Here is a 23,754-nt window from a genome sequence, read left to right as displayed (position 1 = left end):
CCAGCCGGCAGCGAAAGAGGGGCAGGCAGATGGCAAATGCAGAAGAAACAAAGAAAAAGCGGAAGGTCGACAAGGACCTGCACCGGGAGGTGCTGCTTGATGCAACCGCTAACGTAATCCTGAAGTATGGGGTCAGCGGCACCACAATCAGCCGTATCCAGGAAGAATCAGGCCTGTCGCGCGGCATGATCAACCTGCACTTCCAGTCCAAGGACAACCTGATTCGCGCGCTCGCCATTCATATGACTCAGGAGTACAATGACGCTTGGCAGAGTTTTACCAGCCAAACACCGCAAGAGGTCAGTACGCCGGAAGATGCAGCAGCCCGTCTGCAGGCGCTGTTTGCGACGGACTTTTCCGAAGCGGTTTTGAACAGACGCAGTGCCCGGCTGACCTTTGCCTTTCGCGCCGAACCTGATTTGCAAGCGCCTGGAACCGGCTATACCGACACCCGCGGAACTGACCTGCACGACCATGTGCGCAGTTGCTGCAAGGTTCTGTGCGAAATATGCGGCACCCAAGGCGATCCCGAGAAGGTCGCCATGGCCATCATGTCGCTACTGGAAGGGTTATGGACCGACTTTCACGCCCACCCCGACGAGTTCAGCAGGGAAAATGCGGTAGAAATCTGCCGGACCACTGCCCGCGCATTCTTTCCCGGATACTTCTGAACAGAAAGCGCGGGCGGGCCGCCTTTTTTGCAAAAGGGGGCAGTACAAGCGAGATTATGAGCTGCAATATGGATATCCAAACGCCTATCTTAACGCCAAAACTCCATCATCCAAAACTTCAAAATGTCCGCATTGGCGAAGTCGCACCGCCGAAACCCCGTGGGCGTTGGATGCCCAGTTTGGCCGAAGCCACTTCGGCCAATAGCGGCTTTTCGCGCTTCCTATCCTTTCCTATCTCGCGCAGCATTCGGTAATTTGGGCTCCCTGCCGTCATCTGAGTCTTTCAGTCGGTTACTTCCTGCTTGAAGGGCCGGTTTCGAGCCAATCTCATGGTCTTGTTCCCACCCACAGCAAATCCTCAGCCGCCGACTCAGTCGATGTGCGACACGGTCGCAAACCGCATATACCAGCCTCTTGAGTGTGAAGACCGACCGGCAGGTCTGTCCGCGGATCCGCCCTTCCCGAATGCACGTTCGAGATCCTGCCCAAGCAGGCAGACCGGGACAAGGGCCACGCGCACTGATCCCTTTCAGGTGAAACAGACAGAAAATCCCGCCGGTTCTCCGGCGGGGTTTTTCTTTGCTGGGTGTGGCCTGGTAGTGCAATTTGGCGGTTGGCAGCCCAGGACCCAAATCCCCAATGAAGGGTCAAAGGGTCGACCCGAGGCTATGACCCTAGCGCGTCCTTCGCCCGGTGACGATTGACAGCCCGACCCCCGACAGAACCAATATGACCCCGGTCATGAACAAGGGGCCCATACGGTCGCCAAACATGACTGCCGAGGCGCCGACGCCGAATACCGGTTGCAGGAATTGCACACTGGCCGCCACACGGGCCGGAACGGTGCGCAGGAGCCATAGCCAGAGAAACAGGCCGACAGCCGACACGAGCAGGCCAAGATAGATTGCCGCGGCGATGGAGACAGCTGTCACGTTGAAGGGGGTGGTCGCAACTTCCCACGCCGTGAATGGCAGGAGGGCGAGGAACCCGGCCAGCGTGCTCCAGATCACGACCGTGACGGTGCCGTGGCGCGCCGCCAATTCGACGCTCCAGACATAGTACAGGGCTATGGCCACTGCCGACAGCAGAACGAGCGCCACGCCTGTCATGGTCGTTTGCGCCGCAGCACCCACACCGTCATTTTGACCGAACGCCACCAGTGCGACACCCGCGAAGGCTGCTACCAGCCCGAACTGCTGCACCATGTTGACCGGCTGGCCAAGCCGCAGTGCCGCGAGGATAACGACAAAGACCGGGATGGTAGCAGAAACGATGGTGCTGACCGAAGCAGAGGTTCCGTCGACGCCGAAGGATTGCGACAGGTTGCCGATCCCGATCCCGACGAACCCGAGCGCCGCGACTTTCGGCAGGGCGGTGAGCGGAATCCTGTGCCGCCCGATGGCGAAGAGAAACAGGAATGGTACGGCGAAGGCGAAGCGCAATGCGGTGAACGCTATTGGCGGCATGGTGTCGAGGCCCAGCTTGGTGATCGGGATCGACAGGCCCCAGAGCACCGCCAGAAGCAACATCCCCCCGACGCTGAGGGGCGAAAGACGGTCGACGAGGGACGCAAGCGGCAGTGCGGGCGTTTCCGGGGTGGCGATCGTCATGTTAGTTTCTTGAAAAAGATTGCTCTCAGATCACTTATTGAATGCGACGGCTGATGCTGACAAACGAATTGTTTGACGTCTATGATTGAAGGAAATGCAATCATGAGACCGCCATGCCCGTCCGACCCCCACCCTTGCAGACCCTGCGTGCCTTTGAAGCCGCAGGTCGTCTGTTGAGCATGGCGCTGGCGGCGCAGGAGTTGAACCTTACTCCCGGCGCGATCAGCCGACAGATCCAGTCGTTGGAAGACGATCTGAACGTCGCGCTGTTCCGGCGCATGACGCGGCGCATCGCTTTGACCGAGGAAGGAGCGGCGTTCCATCAGGTGGTCAGCCGGGCGCTGGCGGACCTTATCCGCGAAGCAGAACGCTTGCGCACACGGGACGACGCCCCGCGGCTGACGATTAGCACGAGTGTCTCTTTTGCCAGCAAGTGGTTCGCCCCGCGCCTGCACCGGCTGATGGCGCGGCTGCCGGATGTTGATATCCGGCTTGAAGTCAGCGACGTGAATATCGATCTGTCCGACGGCCGTGTGGATGCCGCGCTGCGCTATGGCACCGGAAACTATCCGGGCACCGCGACAGAGAGGATTCTCGACGAGACCATGAGCCCGGTCTGCAGCCCCGACTATCGGGCGCGCATGGGCGGGCTTTCGATCCCGGCGGATCTGCTCGGTTGCACGTTGCTGAACGAGAGCCGCGTTCTGCACGACGATAGCAGTCTGCCAAATTGGGAACGTTGGTTTGCCGCCGCCGGGGTCGAGGGCGCTCGTGGTCGGGGACCGACATTGAGTCACGGCAGCCTCACCATTGAGGCGGCGCTGCGTGGCGAGGGGGTCGCACTTGGGCGGAGCGTGCTGGTTGCCGAGGACGTCTCTGCCGGCCGGCTGGTGGAACTGTTCCCACAAATCAGCTTGCCGGCCGGGAGAGGTTACGACCTTGTGCATCGGCAAGGCGAAGAGGATGATCAAGGGCTCTCTGCCTTGCGTGAATGGCTGATGGCGGAAGTGGCGGCATCACTTTGGAGCGCACCGTAGCAACCGATCAAATATGCGCCTCGTGCATGTCCACAATATCCGGGCTCTGCTTTGTCAGGCTGGTGATCTCCGGAACACGGTCGCGGTTCTGCCCGCGCTGAAAGGCCGGCCTTTGCGGGCGGCCTTCCTTAATTTGTCGCGTGCGGTGCCAGCGTCAGAGCGACTGTCGCTCTTGCACCAGCCCCTTGAAGATTGCCCAGCAGATCAGAAGCAGGATGACGGTAAAGGGCAGACCGGTCGAGATGACCATGGCCTGCAAGGCCCCCAGACCGCCGCCGATCAGCAGCGCGATGGCAACCAGGCCCTCGAACGTGCACCAGAACACCCGTTGGGGGATCGGGGCGTCGATCTTGCCGCCAGCGGTGATCGTGTCGATCACCAGCGAGCCGGAATCGGACGAGGTGACAAAGAACACGATGACCAGCACGATGCCAATGACCGAGGTGATCCCCGCCATCGGCAGGCTTCCCAGCATCGCGAACAGTGACAACGGCGGGTTATAGCTGTCGATCACCTGGGCCTTGACGGCGCTGCCGGCCGGGTCGGCGATGACCTGTTCGATGGCCGCGCCGCCGAATACCGCCATCCAGAACATGCAGACAAAGGACGGGATCAGCAGCACGCAGATCACGAATTCGCGTACCGTGCGGCCACGGCTGACGCGGGCGATGAACATGCCGACAAACGGCGACCACGAAATCCACCATGCCCAGTAGAAGGCTGTCCAGCCCTGCAGGTATCCGGTGTCCTCACGCCCGTGCGGGTTCGACAGCGGGATGACCTCCTGAAAATAGGCCACGACGCCCTTGCCGAACTCGGACACGATCGACCCCACTCCGGCGGCGAACAGCACGAACAGCAACAGCAGAAGCGCGATGACCATGTTGATCTCGGAGAGCACCTTGACGCCGCCGTCGAGGCCGCGAAGCACCGAGCCAAGGGCGACGAGCGTGATCACGATGATCAGGATCACCTGAACCGTCACGCTGTTGGGGAAACCGAACACGTATTCGAGCCCGGCATTGGCCTGTTGCGCGCCGAAGCCGAGGGATGTGGCGAGACCAAAGAGCGTGGCAAACACCGCAAGCGTGTCGATGATATGCCCCACCCAGCCCCAGACGCGTTCTCCGAAGATCGGATAGAAGGCCGACCGGATCGTCAGCGGCAGGCCCTTGTTATAGGTGAACAGCGCCAGCGCAAGTGCAACCACCGCGTAGATCGCCCAGGGGTGCAGCGCCCAGTGATAGGAGGTCGCCGCAAGCGCCATGCGTCGCGCGGCCTCGACATTTTCCGGGATCAGGACGCCATTTTCGTCGAAGGGGCGCACGACCCCAAGCGGTTCGTCACCCCAGGGGGTGCCGAAATAATAGACCGGCTCCAGCACTCCGAAGAACATCAGGCCGATCCCCATGCCGGCGGCAAAGAGCATCGCGAACCAGCCCGGATAGCCATAATCCGGTGTTGCGTCCTTGCCGCCAAGGCGGACCGAGCCATAAGGCGTCACGATCAGCATCAGGCAGAACAGCACGAAGATATTGGCCGACCACAGGAAAAACCAATCGAAGGTCGAGGTCAGCGCAGGCCGCAGCCAGCCGAAAAAGTCGCCCGCCTGGGTCGGTGCCACCAATGCGTAGGCCACGAAGGCCACGATGGACAGGCCCGAAATCAGGAATACCGGGTTGTGAATGTCGAGCCCGATCGGCCCGATTGTCGTTTCAATGTTGTCCTGACCGATTTCATAATCGGTCTCGATGATGTGGGATGACCCTTCGGGTGCGGGAATCCCTTGATTGGCGCTTTCGTCGGTCATGTGCGACCTCCCATGTTCCTTTCGTTTCGTGACCGGGTCATGCCGCTCAAGCGCGTATGACCATCACGGAGCATTTTGCGTGCTCGGCAAGCTTTCCGCCGTTCGACGGCCAGATATAGTCGATGACGTTCGGCACGTGGCTGGCCATGACGACAAGGTCGGACCCCGTGTCGTCGATGGCCCGGATCAGTGCGTCATCCACGTCGATGGCAGGATCATGCGAAACAACCGGGTGCGCGGCGACGGCGATGCCGTGCCTGTCGGCCTGGCCTTGCGCAAAGGCTGTCAGCTTTTGCCCGAACTCTGCGGGATTATGCGCAACAGAGCTTGGCGCCGAGGACGTCACGCCGACATAAGAAATGGGCACGTTGTAATGTTTGGCGAGATCAGCGGCACAATCCAGTGCGGGCGCCAACCCCTCGATATGCGCCAGATCCACCGGCGCCATAATTCGCTTGAACAAGTCTTCCTCTCCCTTCTGCGCGGGTCGGGTGAGACCTTGGCTTTTGAAAACGGCGCCCGCGCGTCATCTGCCAAATTCGGCGGTTTTGTGGCCCACCGATTCCCCAAGCATAGAACAACTTGGGCGGGTCTGACAAAAACCGGCCCCCGAGCCGGGTTCAAGGCAGACATGGACGGGCTGTTTGTGCGAGCCGATACGCCGGATACCTGATTGATATCGCGACAATATATTCGCGTTTCCCGGTCGGGCCGGGATCAGGCTTACATCCGGGTCGCCGGCTGATTGTGTAAACCCTTTGTTTGCTCTCTGTCGCTATCAGTCCTGCGCAGGCTGGTCGTGACGGCAGAAAACCGCGATGCCGTCCTACGGGGTTTCGCTGTGCGCAGGGTTTTGGCAGGCGCACATGAAATAGCCAGAGAGGCGAAAATCGGGTATTCTGCCCTTGGCCGCATGCTTCGTTCAGGAGGTTTGCTCATGCCCGAGATTGATTTTTGGTATTCCATTGGAAGTACATACACATTTCTGACGGTGACCCGCCTGCCGGAGTGGTGCCGGGAACACGATGCCACGGTTCGATGGCGTCCGTTCAATGTGCGCAAGGTCATGACCGATCAGCAGAACGTGCCTTTTGCGGGTAAACCGGCCAAATCGGCCTATATGTGGCGCGATATCGAGCGCAGGACCGCCAAGTACGGCCTGCATGCGCACCTGCCCGCCCCCTACCCGATCTCGGATCTGGCGCTGGCCAATCAGGTCGCGCTTTTGGGCATGTCCGAGGGCTGGGGCGAGCGGTTCACCGAAAACCTCTATCGCATCTGGTTCGAGGACGGCGTGGAGGCGGGAAGCGAGGCCGCGCTGTCGGAGGCGCTGTACCGTTGCGATCAGGACCCGATGCCGGTTCTGGCGCGAGCGCGCGCACCGGAGGCGGTCGCGGCGCTGGACCGGGAAACCGAGACAGCCGTTTCGCACGGCGTGTTCGGCGCGCCAAGCTTTGTTGTGCGGGGTGAGCTGTTCTGGGGCGACGACCGTCTGGACGACGCGTTTTCCTGGGCGCGGGTGGGTCACGTGACCTGATCCCCGGCGCGCTGGAATGCTCTCGACTGGCGGGCTTGAAATGCTATTTCTTATGTATGCCTTATCGCTGGAAACAGAACTCGGAATCGGTGCAGGAGCTGCATCTGTGGCCGCATAATTCACTGCCGCCGCGCGGTGCGATCGCGATCGTCCTGAGCATCTTTGCGATGGGGCTGATCCCTTTGCTGGCGGTTCTGGGGTCGGTTCTGTTGTGGGGATTGCTGCCGTTCACGCTGTTGGTGGTGCTGGGGCTGTGGCTGGCGCTGGAAGTGAACTATCGGCAGCGGCGCATGCTGGAAGTGCTGACCCTGACGCCCAGCCTGGCCCGGCTGGTGCGGCACAATCCGCGCGGGCGGGCGCAGGAATGGCATTGCAACCGCTATTGGGCGCGCCCCGAGATGCACCGGCACGGCGGACCGGTGCCGAACTATGTCACCCTGAAAGGCGGCGGGCGCGAGGTGGAAATCGGCGCGTTTCTGTCCGAGGACGAACGCGTCGCGCTGTACGACGATCTGCTGGTGAAACTGAGCAGCGACCGGGGCTGAGCCTGCCCCGGAACAAGCCGGTCGTCAGCAATCGCCGTTCGAGGCGCAGAGCTGGTCCTTGACCATGGGGCCGACCTTGCCGAAATCCATCTGGCCGGTATAGCGCGCCTTGAGCTCGCCCATGACCTTGCCCATGTCGCGGATCGAACCCGCGCCGGTGGCGGTGATCGCGGCATTGATGGCCTGTGTCACCTCGTCATCGTCCAGCTGCTTGGGCAGGAATTCTTCGATCACCTCGATTTCCTGGCGCTCGCGCTCGGCCAGATCCAGTCGCCCGCCCTCTTCATAGGCGCGCGCGCTTTCCTTGCGCTGCTTGGTCATTTTCCCAAGGATTTCAAGCACGTCCGCGTCACCACATCCCTGCGCCTCGTCATTGCCCGAGCCGCGCGTGGCGATATCCCTGTCCTTGATTGCCGCGTTGATCAGACGAAGCGTCGACAATCGGTCGGTCGCCTTGTCCTTCATTGCCTGCTTAAGGGCCGTGTTCACCCTTGATCGCATATCCATATGTTCTGCCCATCCCCATGGATCCGAAACTCTGACCATATAGAAACAGAATGAATGAGACAACAGGGGGTGAATACAGCTAAGCCATTGAAATCTATGAATACCGCAAAAATTGAACGGACTTGACCCGACGACGCAACACCCTTAGGTATGCGCCGATTTACCCAGCAGGAGAGTCGCGCCATGGCCCAGAACGCCACGTCCAAGCCCACCGCATGTCTGGCACTGGCCGATGGAACGCTGTTTTACGGGCACGGGTTCGGAGCGACAGGCCAGACCGTGGCCGAGCTGTGCTTCAACACCGCGATGACCGGCTATCAGGAGATCATGACCGACCCGTCTTATGCCGGGCAGATCGTGACCTTTACCTTTCCGCATATCGGCAATGTCGGCGTGAACTCCGAGGATGACGAGACCGGCGATCCGGTGGCCGAAGGGATGGTGGTGAAATGGGACCCGACCGAGGCGTCGAACTGGCGCGCGGCGGAAGAGCTCAAGACATGGCTGGAGCGCCGGGGCCGGATCGCCATCGGTGGCGTCGACACCCGCCGCCTGACCCGCGCGATCCGCCAGCAGGGCGCGCCGCATGTGGCGCTGGCGCATGATCCCGACGGTCAGTTCGATATCTCGGCGCTGATCGCTGCCGCGCGCGGTTTTGCCGGGCTGGAAGGCATGGACCTGGCCAGGAAGGTCACCTGCGCCCAAAGCTATCGCTGGGACGAGATGCGCTGGGCCTGGCCCGATGGCTATTCCCGTCAGGAAGCGCCCAAGCACAAGGTCGTGGCGCTGGATTACGGTGCAAAGCGCAATATCCTGCGCTGTCTGGCCTCGGCCGGGTGCGACGTCACCGTTCTGCCCGCCACCGCCACCGCGGCGGAGGTTCTGGCGCATGATCCAGACGGCGTGTTCCTGTCGAACGGCCCCGGCGACCCGGCAGCGACCGGCGAATACGCGGTGCCGATGATCAAGCAGATCCTGGACACCACCGATCTGCCGGTGTTCGGCATCTGTCTGGGCCATCAGATGCTGGCGCTGGCGCTGGGCGGTCAGACCATCAAGATGAACCACGGCCATCACGGCGCCAACCATCCGGTCAAGGATCTGGAAACGGGCAAGGTCGAGATCACCTCGATGAACCACGGCTTTGCGGTGGATGCGCAGACCCTGCCCGAGGGCGTGGTCGAAACCCATCGGTCGCTGTTCGACGGTTCGAACTGCGGTATCCGCATGGCGGAGCGGCCTGTTTATTCGGTGCAGTACCACCCCGAAGCCTCGCCCGGTCCGCAGGACAGTTTTTACCTGTTCGAGCGCTTCGCCACCGCCATGACTGCCCGCAAGACCGCAGAATAAGCGCGAGCGAAAACAAGCTTAACCGCGCATTAACCTTGTTCCTTCAACCCTGATGCCTGACGCCTGCATCGGGGTTGAGGAATGAGTGAACAGAACCTGCAAAGATTGTCGGAGGCGCTTCCCGTCGCCGGGACGCGGGCAAGGCAGCCGCTGGGCCGGTATCTGGTCGAAGGCGGCGCAATCACCGAAAGCCAGCTTGTTCATGCCCTGACGCTTCAGGAACGGCTGGACGCCCCCATCGGGGAAATCCTGATTGCCGAGGGTTTTGCGGAAACGCGCGATGTTCTGGCGGCGCTGTCAACGCAATATGGTCTGCAGGTCGCAGCGCTGGATGCGCCCGCCCCCACTGCTGCGCTTTGTGCGCTGATGCCCACCGAGTTCTGGCTGGAATACAATCTGGTTCCGTGGATGCGGCTGGGTCCGCTGGTACTGGTCGCGACGGCGCGCCCGGACCTGTTTGACGCGCCACGCGCCCGGCTGGCGGCGGCGGGTGTGACGGCGATCCCGGTTCTGGCCTGGAGAGATGAGATCGACCGCGCCATTGCGCGCCAGTTCGCGGACAGTCTGGCCAAGGCGGCGGAAACGCGCGTCGAACCTGCGCAAAGCTGCCGCAACTGGGATGCCGTTTCGAGATTGCCATCTGTCCTGGTCGCGCTTTTGCTGGTCGCCGTCATGGTGGCGTCGCCGCTGCCCGCATTCGCCGCCTTGACAGTGGCGGCGGTTGTGACGCTGGCCCTGTTCACCGCGCTGCGCGTGGTAGGTATTCTGGGGCAATTGGCCGGGCATGCGCTGGTGAACGCGCCGGAGCCTACAGGCCACAGGCCCGGCCCCGAATCCCGGCTGCCGCGCGTGTCGGTTCTGGTGCCGCTGTACAAGGAGCGTGAAATCGTCGGCGACCTGATCCCGCGCCTGAACCGGCTGACCTATCCCAAGACCCTGCTGGATGTCATTCTGGTGCTGGAGGAAAAGGACCGGATCACCCGGGACACACTGGCACAGGCACAGCTGCCGCCGTGGATGCGGGTGATCGAGGTGCCCGACAGCCACGGCCTGACCACCAAGCCGCGCGCGATGAATTATGCGCTGGATTTCTGCCGAGGCGATATCGTGGGGGTCTGGGATGCCGAGGACGCGCCGGTCGCGGACCAGATCGAGCATGTGGTCGCCCGCTTTGCGCAGGCGCCCGAGGATGTGGTGTGCCTGCAGGGGATACTGGATTACTATAATCCGCGCACCAATTGGCGGTCGCGCTGTTTCACCATCGAGTATTGCAGCTGGTTCCGGGTTGTCCTGCCTGGCATGGCGCGATTTGGGCTGGTGATCCCACTGGGCGGCACCACGCTGTTTTTTCGCCGCAAGGCACTGGAGGCGCTGGGCGGCTGGGACGCGCATAACGTGACCGAGGATGCCGATCTGGGCGTCCGGCTGTGCCGCGCCGGATACCGGACCGAAGTGTTCGACACGGTGACCTATGAAGAGGCCAACTTCCGCCTCTGGCCGTGGGTTCGCCAACGCTCGCGCTGGCTGAAAGGGTTCATGGTGACCTATCTTGTGCACATGCGCGCGCCGCGCAAGCTGTTGGGCGAGCTGGGGTTGAAACGGTTTCTGGGGGTTCAGGCGTTTTTTCTGGGCACGGTGGGTCAGTTCCTGCTGGCGCCGGTTCTGTGGTCGTTCTGGCTGATGCTGTTCGGGCTGCCGCATCCGCTGGCCGGGGTGTTTCCCGCAGGCATCATCACCGCCATGATCGGGTTCTTCATCTTTGCCGAAGCCGTCAACCTGATTGTCGGACTGACCGCCGTGTCATCCGAGCGCCGACGGTTCCTGATGCCGTGGGTACCGACGATGGTGTTGTATTTCCCGTTCGGCGTCATCGCCGCATACAAGGCGCTGTGGGAACTGGCGATCAAGCCCTATTTCTGGGACAAGACCCAGCACGGACAAGCCGGAGAGGAATGCGTGCCCGGTTGAGACCTATTGACGCTCGCGCTTGTCGGCGTCCTGCTTGAGCCGGGTCATGAAGGCGATGGAGATATGTTCCTTGAGCGCCAGCTGCGCCGCATCCTCGTCGCGCGCGGCAATCGCCTCGACAATGCCCTTGTGTTCGCTTTGCGCCACCTCGCCGCGCCCTTGCGCGGCCAGCGACGTGGTGGCCATCAACGCCATGGTGCGATGCACCAGGTCCAGTTGCTGCACCAGATAGCGATTGTGCGATGCCAGGTGGATCTGTTCGTGAAACCTCCGGTTCGCCCGTGACAGCGCCGAAGGGTCGTTGACCAGCGCGTCATCCTCCTGAACCATGTCGCGCAGTACCCGGATCTCTTCGTCGGTGGCATGCTTGGCGGCAAGGCGCGCGGCCAGCCCCTCGAGCTCGCGGCGCACCACGTAAAGCTCGGCCATCTGATTGTGATCCAGCGAGGCCACGATCAGCGAGCGCCCGTCGCGTTCCAGTAGCGATTGGGTTTCCAGCCGTTGCAGGGCTTCGCGAATGGGCGTGCGTGACACACCGAACCGATCGGCCAGTTCGCTTTCGACCAGACGGTCACCGGGTTTGTAGATGCCTACGTCGATCGCTTCGAGGATCAGGCTGTAGGCGTCGGTGTTGGACTGGCGGCTCTGGCTCATGGTGTCATCTGGCTCCCTGTTCGGACCTGTCTATCCGCCGGGTGTGCCTGCAATCAAGATTGAAATCCGACCATGTCCGGCCTAAACCGGCACGCATGGTGAAGCCTGCATTCTTTCATGTCACGCAATGGGTGTTCGATCTGGACAACACCCTTTATCCGCCGCACATGCGCCTGTTCGACCAGATCGAGGTGCTGATGACGCAATATGTCATGGATGCGCTGAGGGTGGACCGGGCCGAGGCAGACCGGCTGCGGTCGCAATACTGGCGGCAATACGGCACCACGCTGGCCGGTCTGATGGCGGAACATGACCTGGACCCCGATCCTTATCTGGTTGCGGTGCATCAGGTCGACATGAGCCATATGGAGGCGGATACCGCCCTTGCAAACCATATCCGGTCGCTGCCGGGGCGCCGGATCGTCTATACCAACGGCAGCGCGCCCTATGCCGAACGGGTGCTGGCGGCGCGCGGGCTGAGCGGGCTGTTCGACGCGATCTATGGCGTCGAACATGCCGGATACCGGCCCAAGCCCGAGCGGGCGGCGTTCGAGGCGATATTCGCCCGTGACGGCATCGACGCCGCGCAGGCCGCGATGTTCGAGGATGACGCCCGAAACCTGGCCGCGCCGCACGAGATGGGGATGCGCACGGTACATGTGGCGCCCGAGCATCATCCGGCAGATCATATCCATCATCACACCGACGATCTGACCGCGTTCCTGTCGCGGCTGGTCTGAGACACGCGCACGGGACAGGATGTCACTTGGCACCGGGTTGCGAAACCGCCTAGGGTCCGGCCGGAACGGAGATTTTGCCATGAAGACCAGCTGTGACATCCTGATTTCCGGTGGCGGCATCGCCGGGCTGACGGCGGCGGCCGCATTTGGTGCCGCCGGATTCGATGTGGTCTGCGTCGACCCTGCCCTGCCGGTGACAGAGCGCGACGCCGAAGGGTCGGACCTGCGCACCACGGCGTTTCTGCAGCCCGCGCGCGGCCTGCTGGAGCAATGCGGGCTTTGGGCGCGACTGGCCGAGCATGCCGCGCCGCTGCAAATCATGCGCATCGTCGACGCCGGCGGCGAGGTGCCCGAACCCCGCGTGGTCCGGGATTTCAATGCTGCCGACATCTCGGACCAGCCATTCGGGTGGAACCTGCCCAACTGGCTGCTCAGGCGCGAGATGTTGGCCCGGTTGACCGAATTGCCAAATGTCGATTTCCGCCCCGGAACCGCAACCACCAGCCTGTTCACCCGGATGGCTGAGGCCCGTGTCGGCCTGAGCGATGGCGCCCGCGTGACATGCAAGCTGGTGCTTGCGGCAGACGGGCGCAACTCGCCCATGCGCGAGGCGGCGGGCATTGGCGCTCACACCACCCGCTATGGTCAGAAGGCGCTGGCCTTTGCGGTGACCCACACTATCCCGCACGACAATGTCTCGACCGAGATCCACCGCTCGGGCGGGCCGTTCACGCTGGTGCCGCTGCCGGACTGGCAGAGCCAGCCGTCATCGGCGATCGTCTGGATGGAACGGGGACCAAAAGCGCTGGACCTGATGCAGATGAAGCCCGAGGCGTTCGAGGCGGCGATGACCGAGCGGTCGTGCGGATTGTTCGGACCGCTGAAACTGGCCTCGCGCCGCACCATCTGGCCCATCATCAGCCAGTCGGCAGAGCGGCTGGCGGGTGAGCGGGTGGCGCTGATGGCCGAAGCCGCGCATGTGGTGCCGCCCATCGGAGCGCAGGGGCTGAACATGTCGCTGGGCGATCTGCGGTCGCTGCTGGATCTGGCGCAGGCGCGGCCCGAGGGATTGGGCGACGCGGACATGCTGGAGGCCTATCACAAGGCGCGGCACAACGAGATCGCGGTGAGGGTCAGGGGGATCGACCTGCTGAACCGCGCCTCGATGATGGAAGTGCGCCCCTTGCGGGATGCGCGGGCGCTGGGGCTGAGCGCGCTTTACTCGCTGGCCCCGGTGCGCAAGACGCTGATGCAGATGGGGCTTGGCGTGCGGTGACGCGCGGGCGGGTCGAAGCCCGCCAGCCGTTCAGAGCACCTGATCCAGAACCCGTTTCAACCGACCGATCGTGCCATCGACGTCATAAAGCTTGTCGAGGCCGAACAGGCCGAGGCGGAAGGTGCTGAACCCCTGCGGTTCATCACATTGCAGCGGCACCCCGGCGGCGATCTGCATGCCCAGCGCGGCGAATTTCCTGCCGTTCTGCACCTCGGGATCGCTGGTATAGCTGACCACCACGCCCGGCGCGCCAAAGCCTTCGGCGGCCACGGACGTGATGCCCTTGTCCTTCAGCATCGCCCGCACGCCGTTGCCCAGCGCCCATTGCGCATCGCGCAGCCTGTCGAAACCGTATTCGCGGGTTTCGGCCATGGTGTCGCGGAAGGCGCGCAACGCATCCGTGGGCATGGTGGCGTGATAGGCATGCCCGCCGCCCTCGTAGGCTTTCATGATGTCGCGCCATTTCCTGAGGTCGATGGCGAAACTGTCCGAGGTGGTCTCGGCCAACCGGGTCTCGGCCCGTTCCGACAGCATCACGAGACCGGCACAGGGCGAGGCGCTCCAGCCCTTTTGCGGGGCCGAGATCAGGACATCGACGCCGGTAGCCTTCATGTCGACCCAGACGCAGCCCGAGGCGATGCAATCCAGCACCATCAGCGCGCCGACCTCGTGCGCCGCGGCCGCCATGGCGGTGATGTAGTCATCCGGAAGAATCACCCCGGCGGCGGTTTCCACATGCGGGGCAAAGACGATATCCGGCTTTTGCTCGCGGATGGTGGCCACGACCTCTTCAATCGGTGCGGGGGCAAAGGGAGACGGTGTGGCGTTGCCGGTCTGACGCGCCTTCATCACCGTCGTGCTGGCGGTGAGGCCACCGGTTTCGAAAATCTGGCTCCAGCGATAGGAGAACCAGCCGTTGCGCACCACCAGAACGTTGGCACCGCGCGCGAACTGCCGGGCCACCGCCTCCATCCCATAGGTGCCGCCGCCGGGGATCACCGCGACGGCATCGGCATTGTAGACGTCGCGCAGCATGGCCGAAATGTCCCGCATGACCTGCTGAAAGGTCGCGGACATGTGATTCAGGGAGCGGTCGGTGAAAACCACGGAGAATTCTTCGAGACCTTCGGGGTCAACGGTATCAAGCAGCGCGGGCATGTTCTGTCCTTTCTGACGCGGTCCCCCTTTTCTGACCTCGGCCTGACGACAGGTAAAGCAGGAATTCGTCAGAAAACCGCGATTATCGACACCTGGGGCGATTTCACGGTCACCACAATTTGATAACCGCCTGATGGCAAAGAAATATTAACGTTTGATAACGAGAGATTACAGAAATGGCACCATACAGTGTCACCATGCCTTTACACTTAGACGTGTTTCTGAACAGATGTATGCAGCCAGAACATGAATGTACGGAGTTACCAGTGACGGCGCAAAAACGCATTAGTTTTCAACTTATTAGAGATGAAGTTAAACGCAGGATTGAATATCGCATTTGGCCGCAGGGGGCGATCCTGCCGACGGAAGCGGAACTGGCCGAAGAGTTCGGCTGCGCCCGGGCAACCGTCAACCGCGCATTGCGGGAACTGGCCGAACTGGGGTTTGTCGAGCGCAAGCGAAAAAGCGGCACAAGGGTCAAGCGATCACCCGCGAAACAGGCCCGGCTGGAAATCGCGCTGGCCCGCCAGACGGTCGAAGATCGAAATTCCCAATACCGATATGCGCTGGTGGAGAGGAAAGTGCTGACCAGCCCCGCCTGGCTGGCCTCGCAACTGGGCTTGCCCAATGATGCCCCGGTGCTGCACCTGTTGTGCATGCATTACGCCGACAACCGCCCGTTTCAACTGGAAGAACGCTGGATCAACATCGCGGCGGTGCCCGATGTGGAACAGGCCGACTTCAGCCGCTCCGGCCCGCATGAGTGGCTGCTGAACGCCGCCCCGTTCGCCGAGGCGACTGTCACCTTTTCCGCCATCGGAACCGACGGGCGCCTTGCCGAATTCATGGGCACCACGCCCGGCGCACCGGTGCTGCAGACCGAGCGCATGACCTGGCTGAACGGCACGCCGGTGACCTTTGCCCGGATGACCCATCATCCAGGGTTCAGGATCAGCAGCCAGTATTGAGGCCATCTATCCGATCGGTCCGGGCAGCCGCTCCTCGCTCAGCAGGACGTTGGCCTCGACATCGCCGGCGCCGGGCAGCGTCATGATCCGCCGCCGCAGGACGCGTTCGAAATCCGACAGGTCCCGCGCCACGACGCGCAGACGATAGTCGTAGAGCCCCAGCACATGCTCCACGGTCTGCACTTCGGGGATGGCGCTGACGGCGCGTTCGAAATCTTCCAGGCTGACCTGCCCCTTGCGCGCCAGTTTGACACCCAGAAACACCGTCACGCCGAATCCCAGCGCCTCGGCGTTCAGGCGCAGACGGCGGCCCTTGATCACCCCCGCTTCTTCCAGCCGCCTGATCCGCCGCCATGTGGCGGGTTGCGACAGGCCAAGGCGGCGGCCCAGCGCGCCAGCACTTTGGGTGGCGTCCTGGGCCAGCGCCCGCAGCAGCTTGCGGTCGATTTCGTCCAGCTCGATCATACCGGCAGCACCTCGTCACGCTTTACCCGAGCGATATGCATCAGCGCCTCGATATCGGCGATATGCGGCAGGGTCAGGATGCGGTCGCGATAGAGTTGCTGATAATGGGGCATGTCGCGGGCGATCACTGACAGGCGCACATCGACCCGGCCCAGAAAGGTCTGGATCTCGATCGCCTCGGGTACCTGCCGCGCCGCTGCGATGAACTCGTCAAAGGCGCGTGGCTGGGTCTTGTCGAGCGTGACGCGCAAGCTGACCTCGACCGCATAGCCCAGCGCCCGCCAGTCGATCACCGCCTCCTGCCCCTCGATGATCCCCGCCGCCTGCATCTTTTCGATCCGCCGCCAGCACACGCCCGAAGTGATGCGGCTGCGCTCGGCCAGTTCGGCGGTCGAGAGGCTTGGATCGGCCTGATAATGGCGCAGAATCCGGCGGTCGATATCGTCAAGCATGTATCTTTCGCAATCTCGTATTTTGACGAATAGTTCTTCGCCTTTTTCACAATTACTCAATCCCAGCGCTCTCGCCAATACCCGAAACTGGCGGTAAAAGCGCAGCAATCGAAACAGAAAGGACCGGCATCATGCGCGTCTATTACGATCGCGATTGCGACATCAACCTGATCAAGGACAAGAAAGTGGCCATCCTGGGCTATGGCAGCCAGGGCCACGCCCATGCGCTGAACCTGCGCGACTCGGGCGCCAAGAACCTGGTCGTCGCGCTGCGCGAAGGCTCGGCATCCGCCAAGAAGGCCGAAGCCGAAGGTCTGCAGGTGATGGGCATCGCCGAAGCGGCGGCCTGGTGCGACGTCATCATGTTCACCATGCCCGACGAACTGCAGGCCGAGACCTACAAGAAATACGTGCATGACAACATCCGTCCGGGTGCCGCCATCGCGTTTGCCCACGGCCTGAACGTGCATTTCGGCCTGATCGAGCCGAAAGAGGGCGTGGACGTCATCATGATGGCGCCCAAGGGCCCCGGCCACACCGTGCGCGGCGAATATGTCAAGGGCGGCGGCGTGCCCTGTCTGGTTGCGGTTCACACCGACGCCACCGGCAAGGCGCTGGAAACCGGCCTGTCCTATTGCTCCGCCATCGGCGGCGGCCGCTCGGGCATCATCGAGACAAACTTCCGCGAGGAATGCGAAACCGACCTGTTCGGCGAACAGGCGGTTCTGTGCGGTGGTCTGGTCGAACTGATCCGCTGCGGTTTCGAGACGCTGGTCGAGGCGGGCTATGCCCCCGAGATGGCCTATTTCGAATGTCTGCACGAAGTGAAGCTGATCGTCGACCTGATCTATGAAGGCGGCATTGCCAACATGGATTACTCGATCTCGAACACCGCCGAATACGGCCAGTATGTCACCGGCCCGCGCATCCTGCCCTATGAGCAGACCAAGAAGGCCATGAAAGAAGTTCTGAACGACATCCAGCAGGGCAAGTTCGTCCGCGATTTCATGCTGGAGAATGCGGTTGGCCAGCCGACGATCAAGGCATCGCGCCGGGCCAATGACGAGCATCAGATCGAACAGGTCGGCGAAAAGCTGCGCGGCATGATGCCGTGGATCTCGGCCGGCAAGATGGTCGACAAGTCGAAGAACTGATCACGGTTCCGACGCAAGACAAAGGGCGCCCAGCGGCGCCCTTTTTTGTTTCCGGGCGAGATGAAATCCGTTGACATGGGATTGCGGCGCCTGTCTGGTTTCGCTCGAGTATTGAGGGGCCTATGGACCAACGACCTGAGATCACGACGAAAAGCTGGTTGATGGTCGCCACGCTGGGTTTTGTCTGGGGCGGGACGTTCCTGATCATCGAGCTGGTGCTGGAACAGATGACGCCATTCTGGCTGGCGGCCTTTCGCATCGGTTTTGGCGCGGTGCTGAGCCTTACGGTCTGGCAGGCCCTGGGCGGCAGGCTGTTCCGCGAACCGCTGGGCAGGGAGGGCCTGATTTCCCTGATTGGCATCGCCCTGCTCAATTCGGCCATTCCGTTTTCATTGATCTCGTGGGGGCAGCAATATGTCACCTCGGGCTTTACCGGGGTTTCGATGGCCTCGATCGCGCTGATGGTGGTCCCGCTGGCGCATTTCTTTGTCCCCGGCGAACGGATGACCCTGCGGCGCAGCTTGGGCTTTGTTATCGGTTTTGCCGGGGTGGCGCTGTTGATCGGGTCGCAGGCGTTCGAAAGCTCGGGCGATGTGCGCGAGTTGCCGGGGCGGCTGGCCTGCCTGACGGCTGCGGCCTGTTATGCGGTGGCCTCGATCCTGCTGCGGCGGTTGCCGCCGGTCGATCCGATCGGCCTGTCCACGGTTCTGTTGCTGATTGGCGCGGTGGCGATCGTGCCGATGGCCTGGGCGGTGGACGGGCCACCCGTGCTGCCGGATCAGCGCACGCTGTGGCTGGCGGCGTTTCTGGGTTTGGTGCCGACGGCGGCGGCCAATATCCTGCGGGTGACTGTGGTGCGCACCGCCGGGCCGGTTTTCATGAGCCTGACGAACTATCAGGTGCCGGTCTGGGCTGTTGTTCTGGGGGCCGTATTTCTGGGGGAGCCAATGCCCCCGACCCTGATTTGGGCACTGTTGCTGATCCTGTCGGGGGTCGGCCTCAGCCAGTATGGCGCGCTGAGGCGGCTGTTCGGGCGGTCAGGCTGAGACCGCCCCCGAAACCGCGTTCACCACCGAATCCACCGTTTGCTCCAGCAGGCCCTCGTCTTCGCATTCCGCCATCACGCGGATCAGCGGTTCGGTGCCGGATTTACGGATCAAGAGGCGCCCCTTGCCGTTCAGCGCCCCTTCGGCATCGGCAATTGCACGCTGCACTTCGGGCAGGTCCAGGGGTGTCTGGCCCGCGTCAAAGCGCACGTTTTTCAGAAGCTGCGGCACCGGTGTGAACTGACGTGCCAGTTCCGACGCGCGACGGCCCGACGCCACCATTTCGGCCAGGAAATGCAGCCCCGCCATCAACCCGTCGCCGGTGGTGGCATAATCGCTCATGACGATATGGCCAGATTGCTCGCCGCCCAGGTTGAAGCCGCCTTCGCGCATCCGCTCGACCACATAGCGGTCGCCCACGGCGGTGCGCTCCAGCCGCAAGCCCTGACTGCCAAGGTGGCGTTCGAGGCCAAGGTTGGACATGACGGTCGCCACAAGCGCGCCGCCGCTGAGTTGGCCCTCGGCGGCCCAGCGTGTGGCGAGCAGCGCCATCAGCTGATCGCCATCGGCCACCGCGCCAGTTTCGTCAATGACGACAACACGGTCGGCATCGCCATCAAGACAAATGCCGACGTCGGCACCATGTGCGACCACCGTTTCGGCGGCGACGCGAGGCTGGGTGGAGCCGCAGCCCAGGTTGATGTTCTTGCCGTCGGGCGCAACGCCCACCGGGATGACATCGGCCCCAAGTTCCCACAACACTTCGGGCGCGGTGCGGTGAGCCGCGCCGTTGGCGCAGTCGATCACCACTTTCAGGCCGTCGAGCCGCAGATCCCGCGGCAGCGAGGATTTCACCCGCTCGCCATAGCGGAACCGGGCGTCATCGACCCGGCGCGCGCGGCCGATGTTGTGCGCCTGCGCCGGCCTCACACCTTCTTCGATCAGCCGTTCGATTTCGATTTCAGCCTGATCGGAAAGCTTGAAGCCATCGGGGCCGAAAAACTTGATCCCGTTGTCCTGGGCCGGGTTGTGGCTGGCCGAGATCATCACGCCCAGATCGGCCCGCATCGAGCGGGTCATCAGCCCGACGGCGGGTGTCGGCACCGGCCCCAGCAGCAGCACGTTCATGCCGGTCGAGGTCAGCCCCGCGGTCAGCGCGTTTTCGAACATGTAACCCGACAGGCGGGTATCCTTGCCAATCACGACCCGGTGCACACCCGAGGCGTCGCGGCGGAAATACCGCCCCACCGCCGCGCCCATGCGCAAGGCCAGTTCCGCCGTCATCGGATAGGTATTGGCAGTTCCCCGCACCCCGTCGGTGCCGAACAACTTGCGCATCATGTGCCTCCGTTAGCTGCTGGCGACAGGATTACCGGACTGCGGCCCAAAGGCGCAAGGCCTGCGCGGTTTCCCTGACGTCATGCACGCGGATTATCTGAACCCCCTGCGCCAACCCGGCCAGCGCTACTGCGATAGAACCCGGTGCGCGGGCGTCGGCGCGTGGTTCCTTGCCGATCCGCCCGATGAAGCCCTTGCGGGACACGCCCAACAGGATCGGGCAGCCCAGACCGTGAAACAGGCTGAGATTGCGCAGCAGGGTCAGGTTGTGCGCCTCGGTCTTGCCAAAGCCGATCCCCGGATCGACCACGATGTTCGACCGTGAAAGGCCCTGAGCCTCAAGTCGGGAGACCTGAGATTCAAGAAAATCGTACACGTCGAGCAGCACGTTGTCATAGTGTGGCTTGTTCTGCATTGTCGCCGGATCGCCCTGCATGTGCATGACACAGACCGGCAGCTGATGCGCGGCGCAATAGGGCGCGAGATCGGGATCGAACACGAAACCCGAAACGTCATTGACGAGGGTGGCCCCCGCCGCAACAGCGGCCTGCGCCACAGCCGTCTTGCGGGTGTCGATCGAGATTGCCGTATCCGTTTCGGCGCGGATGGCCGTGATTATGGGAACGGTGCGTGCGATTTCCTCGGCGATGGCCACGGTCTGCGAACCGGGCCGGGTGGATTCGCCGCCAATATCCAGAAGCGTTGCCCCATGCGCCACCATTTCGAGCGCTGCCGCGCGGGCGGTTTCGACGGTGTCGTGCCGCCCTCCATCGGAAAAACTGTCCGGCGTGGTGTTGATGACCCCCATGATCTGCGGCTGGCCCATACCCAGACCGGCGACCGGGGCACGGGGCGCGATCAGCCGGTCGAGTGCCTGCGCCGGGATCGCGCGCGCCTCGATGACGGACGCGGGGGCGTTTCGGTCAAGTCTTTCGGCATGGGTGAACCACATATCCGTCCCGGCCAGCGGGACGGCCCCATCGGGCTGCGTCTGGCCCTGTTGCACCAGTGGGCGGTAGAAGTCGCTCACAGTTGGGCCTTCTCCACCGGAATCTGGCGCAGGGGCACGCTGGCCTCTTCCGGCAGATTGCCGCCGATCACCAGCATTTCACTGGCTTCGAAGGTTGCCGCAAACCAGGCCGACAGCGCCACGGCATCAGCGCGTTTGGCCGAGGGGCCGTCCACCGCGTCGAGCACGATCTTGGACGGCGCCCAGACGCAGATCTGGCCGTTCTTCATGGCCCAGTCCAGTTCGGTCCGGGTCGAGACGACAACGCAGCGGTGATCGCGCGCTGCCAGAACCCAGGCGTTCTGTTCGATGGCCAGAAGATCGATCCGGCGCTGGGTCATTGCGTGCCCGGTCTGTGGCACCGCAAGTGGCGAGGCCCCGACGCACAGGATCAGCGGGCGCCTGCGATGTTCCAGCTGGTCGATCCATGCCGTCAGGTTGGGCGACGAAATCGCCTCGTTCGACAGGAAGACGAGGCGGGGATGGGGGCGTTCCTCGGCGGCGACGTCATGATGGAGCTTGTCTTTGCCGCGCACGATCTCGACCCCCAATGCGCCGGGGCCACGATCAAGTTTTTCGATGCGGACAAAGGCCCTTACGGCCTGAGGTTCAAGCAGAATGCGTTCCGCTACACGCTCGGCCAGTGTTTCCAGCAGGTTTAGGCGTTCTGCGGACAGCTCATGTGCGATGGCCTCGGTCACCCGGTCATAGGACAGGATGCGGTCGACATCGTCATCAATCGGCCCGGTCAGGGGTTTGACCTCGACCACGATATTGAAACAGATGCGCTGGGTGGTGCCGCGCTCGGCCTGAAAGGCGCCAATCTCGACCTCGACGATGTGGTCACGCAACGAGATACGGTCCAGCGGCCCGCGCGGCGCGGTGGCTTCGGAGCGTTCGGACGGGTGCGCAAATGCGAGGCGGATTTCAGAACTCATAGATCTGGCCTTTTTTCGGCTCGATGGACGGGTCCGCCCTAGATAGACGTTGCGGCAGCCTATAACAGCTTCACAAACGCCACACCAGCGACAGAATACGTCGTCAGGAGACCCTGAACCAGCTCATCATACCAGAAGCCGCGTGCCCAAGCATGTGGCAATGCAACAGCCAGTCGCCCGGATTGTCCGCCATCAGCGCGACCTGACGGGTTTCGCCGGGCGCAACCAGAACCGTATCGCGCCACGGACCCAAAGAACCATCGGGCTGGATCAGGCGGAAATGGTGGCCATGCAGATGCATGGCATGGAAAAACGCGGTGTCGTTCACGAACTCGATCCGGTGCGAACTGCCGCGCGAGGCGTCGAGGAACGGGTCGGCTGGCCTTGCCGCCTGTCCGTTCAGCGCCCAGAACCGGCCCAGTTCGGCCAGTTCCTGACCTGTCAGATCAACGCCGTCGATCTGCGCGTGATCCAGCCAGCGCATTGCGCCGCCCTGCATCGCCATCCGGTGCAGCGGTGCGTCGTCAAGGCTCAGCCCCTGCCCGACCGAATTGGGCGGCAGCGGAGCCGGTGTGTTGCGGCGGTTCTGAGTGTTCTGACCACGCACGTCGAACCGGGCCAGACCAAAACCCCCGTCCCTTTCGATGCTGACGAGACTGGCCGTCAAGCCGGGTTCGGCTGTGACATCGACAAGCAGGTCGACACGCTGCGCCGGGGCCAGCGGGAAGGAGCCGTTGACCCGTTGCGGCTGATCCAGCGGCATACCATCAAGCGCCACGATCCAGCCATCCAGCCCGTCGAGCCCAAGATCGAACACGCGCGCATTGGCCACGTTGATAAGCCGCAGCCGCAGCCGGTCATTGGTGGAAATGTCGAAACCCGGATCGAAACGGCCGTTGACAGTCAGAAGGTTACCGAGGCGCCCGGCATGGCTGAGGTCATGCCCGTTGTCGAAATCTTCGGTAATCTGCGCGGTTTCGGGCGACAGGCGCCAGTCGTCCAGCGCCAGTGTCAGGTCCCGGTCGATATCCGGGGCAACCGGTTCGTCGACGATCAGCGGTCCGTGCAGCCCCCTGGCCACCTGCTCGACTGTCTGATTGTGCGCGTGATACCAGTAGGTTCCGGCGTCGGGCACGGTAAAGTCGTAATCGAAGCTTTCGCCGGGCCGAATGGGGTCCTGTGTCAGGCCCGGCACCCCATCCATGGCGTTGTCGATGTGGATACCATGCCAGTGAACCGAGGTCGGTTGCGGCAACGAGTTGAGGATACGCCGCTGTACGCGGCCCCCCTGCCTGACCCGGATTTCCGGCCCCGGCGCGGTGCCGTCAAAGCCCCAGATCTGCGTGGGATCATAGCTGTCGGGCGCGATCTGCTGAATTGCCTCGCGCGCTTCGAGAACGGGCAAAGCCGCCCTTGCGCGAACGGGAAACGCCGCCATTGCAGCCGAAGCTGCCAGTACCTGCCGCCGGGTGAGTTTCATCGCGGTCCTCCTGAACCGCAATATAGGCATTTGCGCGCACC

General features: G+C 62.8%; 23 protein-coding genes. 11 read left to right on the top strand and 12 right to left on the bottom strand.

The window, feature by feature from the left end; translation table 11 throughout:
- The first annotated feature begins 29 nt into the window (after positions 1–29).
- Complete coding sequence (locus ACR0LZ_RS02785; protein ID WP_480748251.1) at positions 30–671, top strand: TetR/AcrR family transcriptional regulator; 642 nt, start codon at positions 30–32, stop codon at positions 669–671.
- A gap of 674 nt (positions 672–1,345) precedes the next feature.
- Here ACR0LZ_RS02785 and ACR0LZ_RS02780 read toward each other — a convergent pair.
- Positions 1,346–2,281, bottom strand: a complete 936-nt coding sequence (locus ACR0LZ_RS02780; RefSeq protein WP_480748250.1) for a DMT family transporter — start codon at positions 2,279–2,281, stop codon at positions 1,346–1,348.
- 113 nt (positions 2,282–2,394) lie between these two features.
- Between ACR0LZ_RS02780 and ACR0LZ_RS02775 the strand changes: the two genes are divergently transcribed.
- Positions 2,395–3,318: a LysR substrate-binding domain-containing protein gene (locus ACR0LZ_RS02775; protein WP_480748249.1), complete on the top strand. Its 924-nt coding sequence runs from the start codon at positions 2,395–2,397 to the stop codon at positions 3,316–3,318.
- Positions 3,319–3,472: 154 nt separating this feature from the next.
- Here the strand turns inward: ACR0LZ_RS02775 and ACR0LZ_RS02770 are convergent, their stop codons facing one another.
- Together ACR0LZ_RS02770 and ACR0LZ_RS02765 are read right to left on the bottom strand one after the other, a co-directional pair.
- Complete coding sequence (locus ACR0LZ_RS02770; RefSeq protein WP_480748248.1) at positions 3,473–5,128, bottom strand: BCCT family transporter; 1,656 nt, start codon at positions 5,126–5,128, stop codon at positions 3,473–3,475.
- Positions 5,129–5,174: 46 nt separating this feature from the next.
- Positions 5,175–5,591, bottom strand: coding sequence for a universal stress protein (locus tag ACR0LZ_RS02765; protein WP_480748247.1), 417 nt, complete (start codon positions 5,589–5,591; stop codon positions 5,175–5,177).
- A gap of 474 nt (positions 5,592–6,065) precedes the next feature.
- On the opposite strand from ACR0LZ_RS02765, the gene ACR0LZ_RS02760 reads away from it, so the two are divergent.
- Together ACR0LZ_RS02760 and ACR0LZ_RS02755 are read left to right on the top strand one after the other, a co-directional pair.
- Complete coding sequence (locus tag ACR0LZ_RS02760; protein ID WP_480748246.1) at positions 6,066–6,665, top strand: DsbA family protein; 600 nt, start codon at positions 6,066–6,068, stop codon at positions 6,663–6,665.
- A gap of 56 nt (positions 6,666–6,721) precedes the next feature.
- On the top strand, positions 6,722–7,210 hold the full coding sequence (locus tag ACR0LZ_RS02755) for a DUF2244 domain-containing protein (RefSeq protein ID WP_480748245.1): 489 nt from the start codon (positions 6,722–6,724) through the stop codon (positions 7,208–7,210).
- Positions 7,211–7,234: 24 nt separating this feature from the next.
- Here the strand turns inward: ACR0LZ_RS02755 and ACR0LZ_RS02750 are convergent, their stop codons facing one another.
- A complete protein-coding gene (locus ACR0LZ_RS02750) occupies positions 7,235–7,717 on the bottom strand; it encodes a GatB/YqeY domain-containing protein (RefSeq protein WP_480748244.1) in 483 nt (160 codons plus the stop codon).
- 183 nt (positions 7,718–7,900) lie between these two features.
- Here ACR0LZ_RS02750 and carA point away from each other — a divergent pair, with 183 nt between their 5' ends.
- Both carA and ACR0LZ_RS02740 read left to right on the top strand, forming a co-directional pair.
- Positions 7,901–9,067, top strand: coding sequence for a glutamine-hydrolyzing carbamoyl-phosphate synthase small subunit (gene carA / locus ACR0LZ_RS02745; RefSeq protein ID WP_480748243.1), 1,167 nt, complete (start codon positions 7,901–7,903; stop codon positions 9,065–9,067).
- A gap of 81 nt (positions 9,068–9,148) precedes the next feature.
- The gene (locus ACR0LZ_RS02740) at positions 9,149–11,035 is read left to right on the top strand and encodes a glycosyltransferase (RefSeq protein ID WP_480748242.1); all 1,887 of its coding nucleotides are present in this window, start codon (positions 9,149–9,151) and stop codon (positions 11,033–11,035) included.
- Between the two features lie 3 nt (positions 11,036–11,038).
- Here ACR0LZ_RS02740 and ACR0LZ_RS02735 read toward each other — a convergent pair whose 3' ends face one another.
- Positions 11,039–11,689 (bottom strand): GntR family transcriptional regulator, encoded by a 651-nt coding sequence (locus ACR0LZ_RS02735; protein WP_480748241.1) that lies wholly within the window; start codon positions 11,687–11,689, stop codon positions 11,039–11,041.
- A 95-nt stretch (positions 11,690–11,784) separates the two neighbouring features.
- On the opposite strand from ACR0LZ_RS02735, the gene ACR0LZ_RS02730 reads away from it, so the two are divergent.
- Positions 11,785–12,429, top strand: coding sequence for a pyrimidine 5'-nucleotidase (locus ACR0LZ_RS02730; protein ID WP_480748240.1), 645 nt, complete (start codon positions 11,785–11,787; stop codon positions 12,427–12,429).
- Positions 12,430–12,508: 79 nt separating this feature from the next.
- Complete coding sequence (locus ACR0LZ_RS02725; protein ID WP_480748239.1) at positions 12,509–13,705, top strand: UbiH/UbiF family hydroxylase; 1,197 nt, start codon at positions 12,509–12,511, stop codon at positions 13,703–13,705.
- A gap of 30 nt (positions 13,706–13,735) precedes the next feature.
- Here ACR0LZ_RS02725 and ACR0LZ_RS02720 read toward each other — a convergent pair whose 3' ends face one another.
- Positions 13,736–14,863, bottom strand: a complete 1,128-nt coding sequence (locus ACR0LZ_RS02720; protein ID WP_480748238.1) for an aminotransferase class V-fold PLP-dependent enzyme — start codon at positions 14,861–14,863, stop codon at positions 13,736–13,738.
- A 266-nt stretch (positions 14,864–15,129) separates the two neighbouring features.
- Between ACR0LZ_RS02720 and ACR0LZ_RS02715 the strand changes: the two genes are divergently transcribed.
- Entirely contained in the window at positions 15,130–15,831 is a 702-nt protein-coding gene (locus ACR0LZ_RS02715; protein ID WP_480748237.1) for a GntR family transcriptional regulator, read from the top strand.
- Positions 15,832–15,837: 6 nt separating this feature from the next.
- Here the strand turns inward: ACR0LZ_RS02715 and ACR0LZ_RS02710 are convergent, their stop codons facing one another.
- Together ACR0LZ_RS02710 and ACR0LZ_RS02705 are read right to left on the bottom strand one after the other, a co-directional pair.
- On the bottom strand, positions 15,838–16,296 hold the full coding sequence (locus tag ACR0LZ_RS02710; protein ID WP_480748236.1) for an Lrp/AsnC family transcriptional regulator: 459 nt from the start codon (positions 16,294–16,296) through the stop codon (positions 15,838–15,840).
- Complete coding sequence (locus ACR0LZ_RS02705; RefSeq protein WP_480748235.1) at positions 16,293–16,748, bottom strand: Lrp/AsnC family transcriptional regulator; 456 nt, start codon at positions 16,746–16,748, stop codon at positions 16,293–16,295. The genes ACR0LZ_RS02710 and ACR0LZ_RS02705 overlap by 4 nt, the downstream gene beginning before the upstream one ends.
- Before the next feature lie 131 nt (positions 16,749–16,879).
- Here ACR0LZ_RS02705 and ilvC point away from each other — a divergent pair, with 131 nt between their 5' ends.
- Together ilvC and ACR0LZ_RS02695 are read left to right on the top strand one after the other, a co-directional pair.
- Positions 16,880–17,902, top strand: a complete 1,023-nt coding sequence (gene ilvC / locus ACR0LZ_RS02700) for a ketol-acid reductoisomerase (RefSeq protein ID WP_480748234.1) — start codon at positions 16,880–16,882, stop codon at positions 17,900–17,902.
- A gap of 122 nt (positions 17,903–18,024) precedes the next feature.
- Positions 18,025–18,948 (top strand): DMT family transporter, encoded by a 924-nt coding sequence (locus ACR0LZ_RS02695; protein ID WP_480748233.1) that lies wholly within the window; start codon positions 18,025–18,027, stop codon positions 18,946–18,948.
- On the opposite strand, the gene glmM is transcribed toward ACR0LZ_RS02695, so the two are convergent.
- From glmM to ACR0LZ_RS02675, 4 genes are all read right to left on the bottom strand, one after another.
- Complete coding sequence (glmM, locus tag ACR0LZ_RS02690; RefSeq protein WP_480748232.1) at positions 18,940–20,286, bottom strand: phosphoglucosamine mutase; 1,347 nt, start codon at positions 20,284–20,286, stop codon at positions 18,940–18,942. The genes ACR0LZ_RS02695 and glmM overlap by 9 nt on opposite strands.
- A 31-nt stretch (positions 20,287–20,317) precedes the next feature.
- A complete protein-coding gene (gene folP / locus ACR0LZ_RS02685; protein WP_480748231.1) occupies positions 20,318–21,316 on the bottom strand; it encodes a dihydropteroate synthase in 999 nt (332 codons plus the stop codon).
- Entirely contained in the window at positions 21,313–22,233 is a 921-nt protein-coding gene (locus tag ACR0LZ_RS02680) for a dihydroneopterin aldolase (RefSeq protein ID WP_480748230.1), read from the bottom strand. Before ACR0LZ_RS02680 ends, folP begins: the two co-directional genes overlap by 4 nt.
- Before the next feature lie 103 nt (positions 22,234–22,336).
- Positions 22,337–23,713: a multicopper oxidase family protein gene (locus tag ACR0LZ_RS02675; protein ID WP_480748229.1), complete on the bottom strand. Its 1,377-nt coding sequence runs from the start codon at positions 23,711–23,713 to the stop codon at positions 22,337–22,339.
- Positions 23,714–23,754: the final 41 nt, after the last annotated feature.

This window comes from Ruegeria sp. CI1 (genome assembly GCF_056536925.1).
This window is presented reverse-complemented; position numbering and strand designations above follow the sequence as displayed.

Coding starts and splice junctions, on each gene's coding strand:
- ACR0LZ_RS02725 (WP_480748239.1), top strand. CDS start 12,509: ATGAAGACCAGCTGTGACATCCTGATTTCCGGTGGCGGCATCGCCGGG.
- ilvC (WP_480748234.1), top strand. CDS start 16,880: ATGCGCGTCTATTACGATCGCGATTGCGACATCAACCTGATCAAGGAC.
- ACR0LZ_RS02675 (WP_480748229.1), bottom strand. CDS start 23,713: ATGAAACTCACCCGGCGGCAGGTACTGGCAGCTTCGGCTGCAATGGCG.
- ACR0LZ_RS02740 (WP_480748242.1), top strand. CDS start 9,149: ATGAGTGAACAGAACCTGCAAAGATTGTCGGAGGCGCTTCCCGTCGCC.
- carA (WP_480748243.1), top strand. CDS start 7,901: ATGGCCCAGAACGCCACGTCCAAGCCCACCGCATGTCTGGCACTGGCC.
- ACR0LZ_RS02710 (WP_480748236.1), bottom strand. CDS start 16,296: ATGATCGAGCTGGACGAAATCGACCGCAAGCTGCTGCGGGCGCTGGCC.
- ACR0LZ_RS02680 (WP_480748230.1), bottom strand. CDS start 22,233: ATGAGTTCTGAAATCCGCCTCGCATTTGCGCACCCGTCCGAACGCTCC.
- ACR0LZ_RS02770 (WP_480748248.1), bottom strand. CDS start 5,128: ATGACCGACGAAAGCGCCAATCAAGGGATTCCCGCACCCGAAGGGTCA.
- ACR0LZ_RS02750 (WP_480748244.1), bottom strand. CDS start 7,717: ATGGATATGCGATCAAGGGTGAACACGGCCCTTAAGCAGGCAATGAAG.
- ACR0LZ_RS02775 (WP_480748249.1), top strand. CDS start 2,395: ATGCCCGTCCGACCCCCACCCTTGCAGACCCTGCGTGCCTTTGAAGCC.
- glmM (WP_480748232.1), bottom strand. CDS start 20,286: ATGCGCAAGTTGTTCGGCACCGACGGGGTGCGGGGAACTGCCAATACC.
- ACR0LZ_RS02695 (WP_480748233.1), top strand. CDS start 18,025: ATGGACCAACGACCTGAGATCACGACGAAAAGCTGGTTGATGGTCGCC.
- ACR0LZ_RS02720 (WP_480748238.1), bottom strand. CDS start 14,863: ATGCCCGCGCTGCTTGATACCGTTGACCCCGAAGGTCTCGAAGAATTC.
- ACR0LZ_RS02755 (WP_480748245.1), top strand. CDS start 6,722: ATGCCTTATCGCTGGAAACAGAACTCGGAATCGGTGCAGGAGCTGCAT.
- ACR0LZ_RS02705 (WP_480748235.1), bottom strand. CDS start 16,748: ATGCTTGACGATATCGACCGCCGGATTCTGCGCCATTATCAGGCCGAT.
- ACR0LZ_RS02760 (WP_480748246.1), top strand. CDS start 6,066: ATGCCCGAGATTGATTTTTGGTATTCCATTGGAAGTACATACACATTT.
- ACR0LZ_RS02735 (WP_480748241.1), bottom strand. CDS start 11,689: ATGAGCCAGAGCCGCCAGTCCAACACCGACGCCTACAGCCTGATCCTC.
- ACR0LZ_RS02780 (WP_480748250.1), bottom strand. CDS start 2,281: ATGACGATCGCCACCCCGGAAACGCCCGCACTGCCGCTTGCGTCCCTC.
- ACR0LZ_RS02785 (WP_480748251.1), top strand. CDS start 30: ATGGCAAATGCAGAAGAAACAAAGAAAAAGCGGAAGGTCGACAAGGAC.
- ACR0LZ_RS02730 (WP_480748240.1), top strand. CDS start 11,785: ATGGTGAAGCCTGCATTCTTTCATGTCACGCAATGGGTGTTCGATCTG.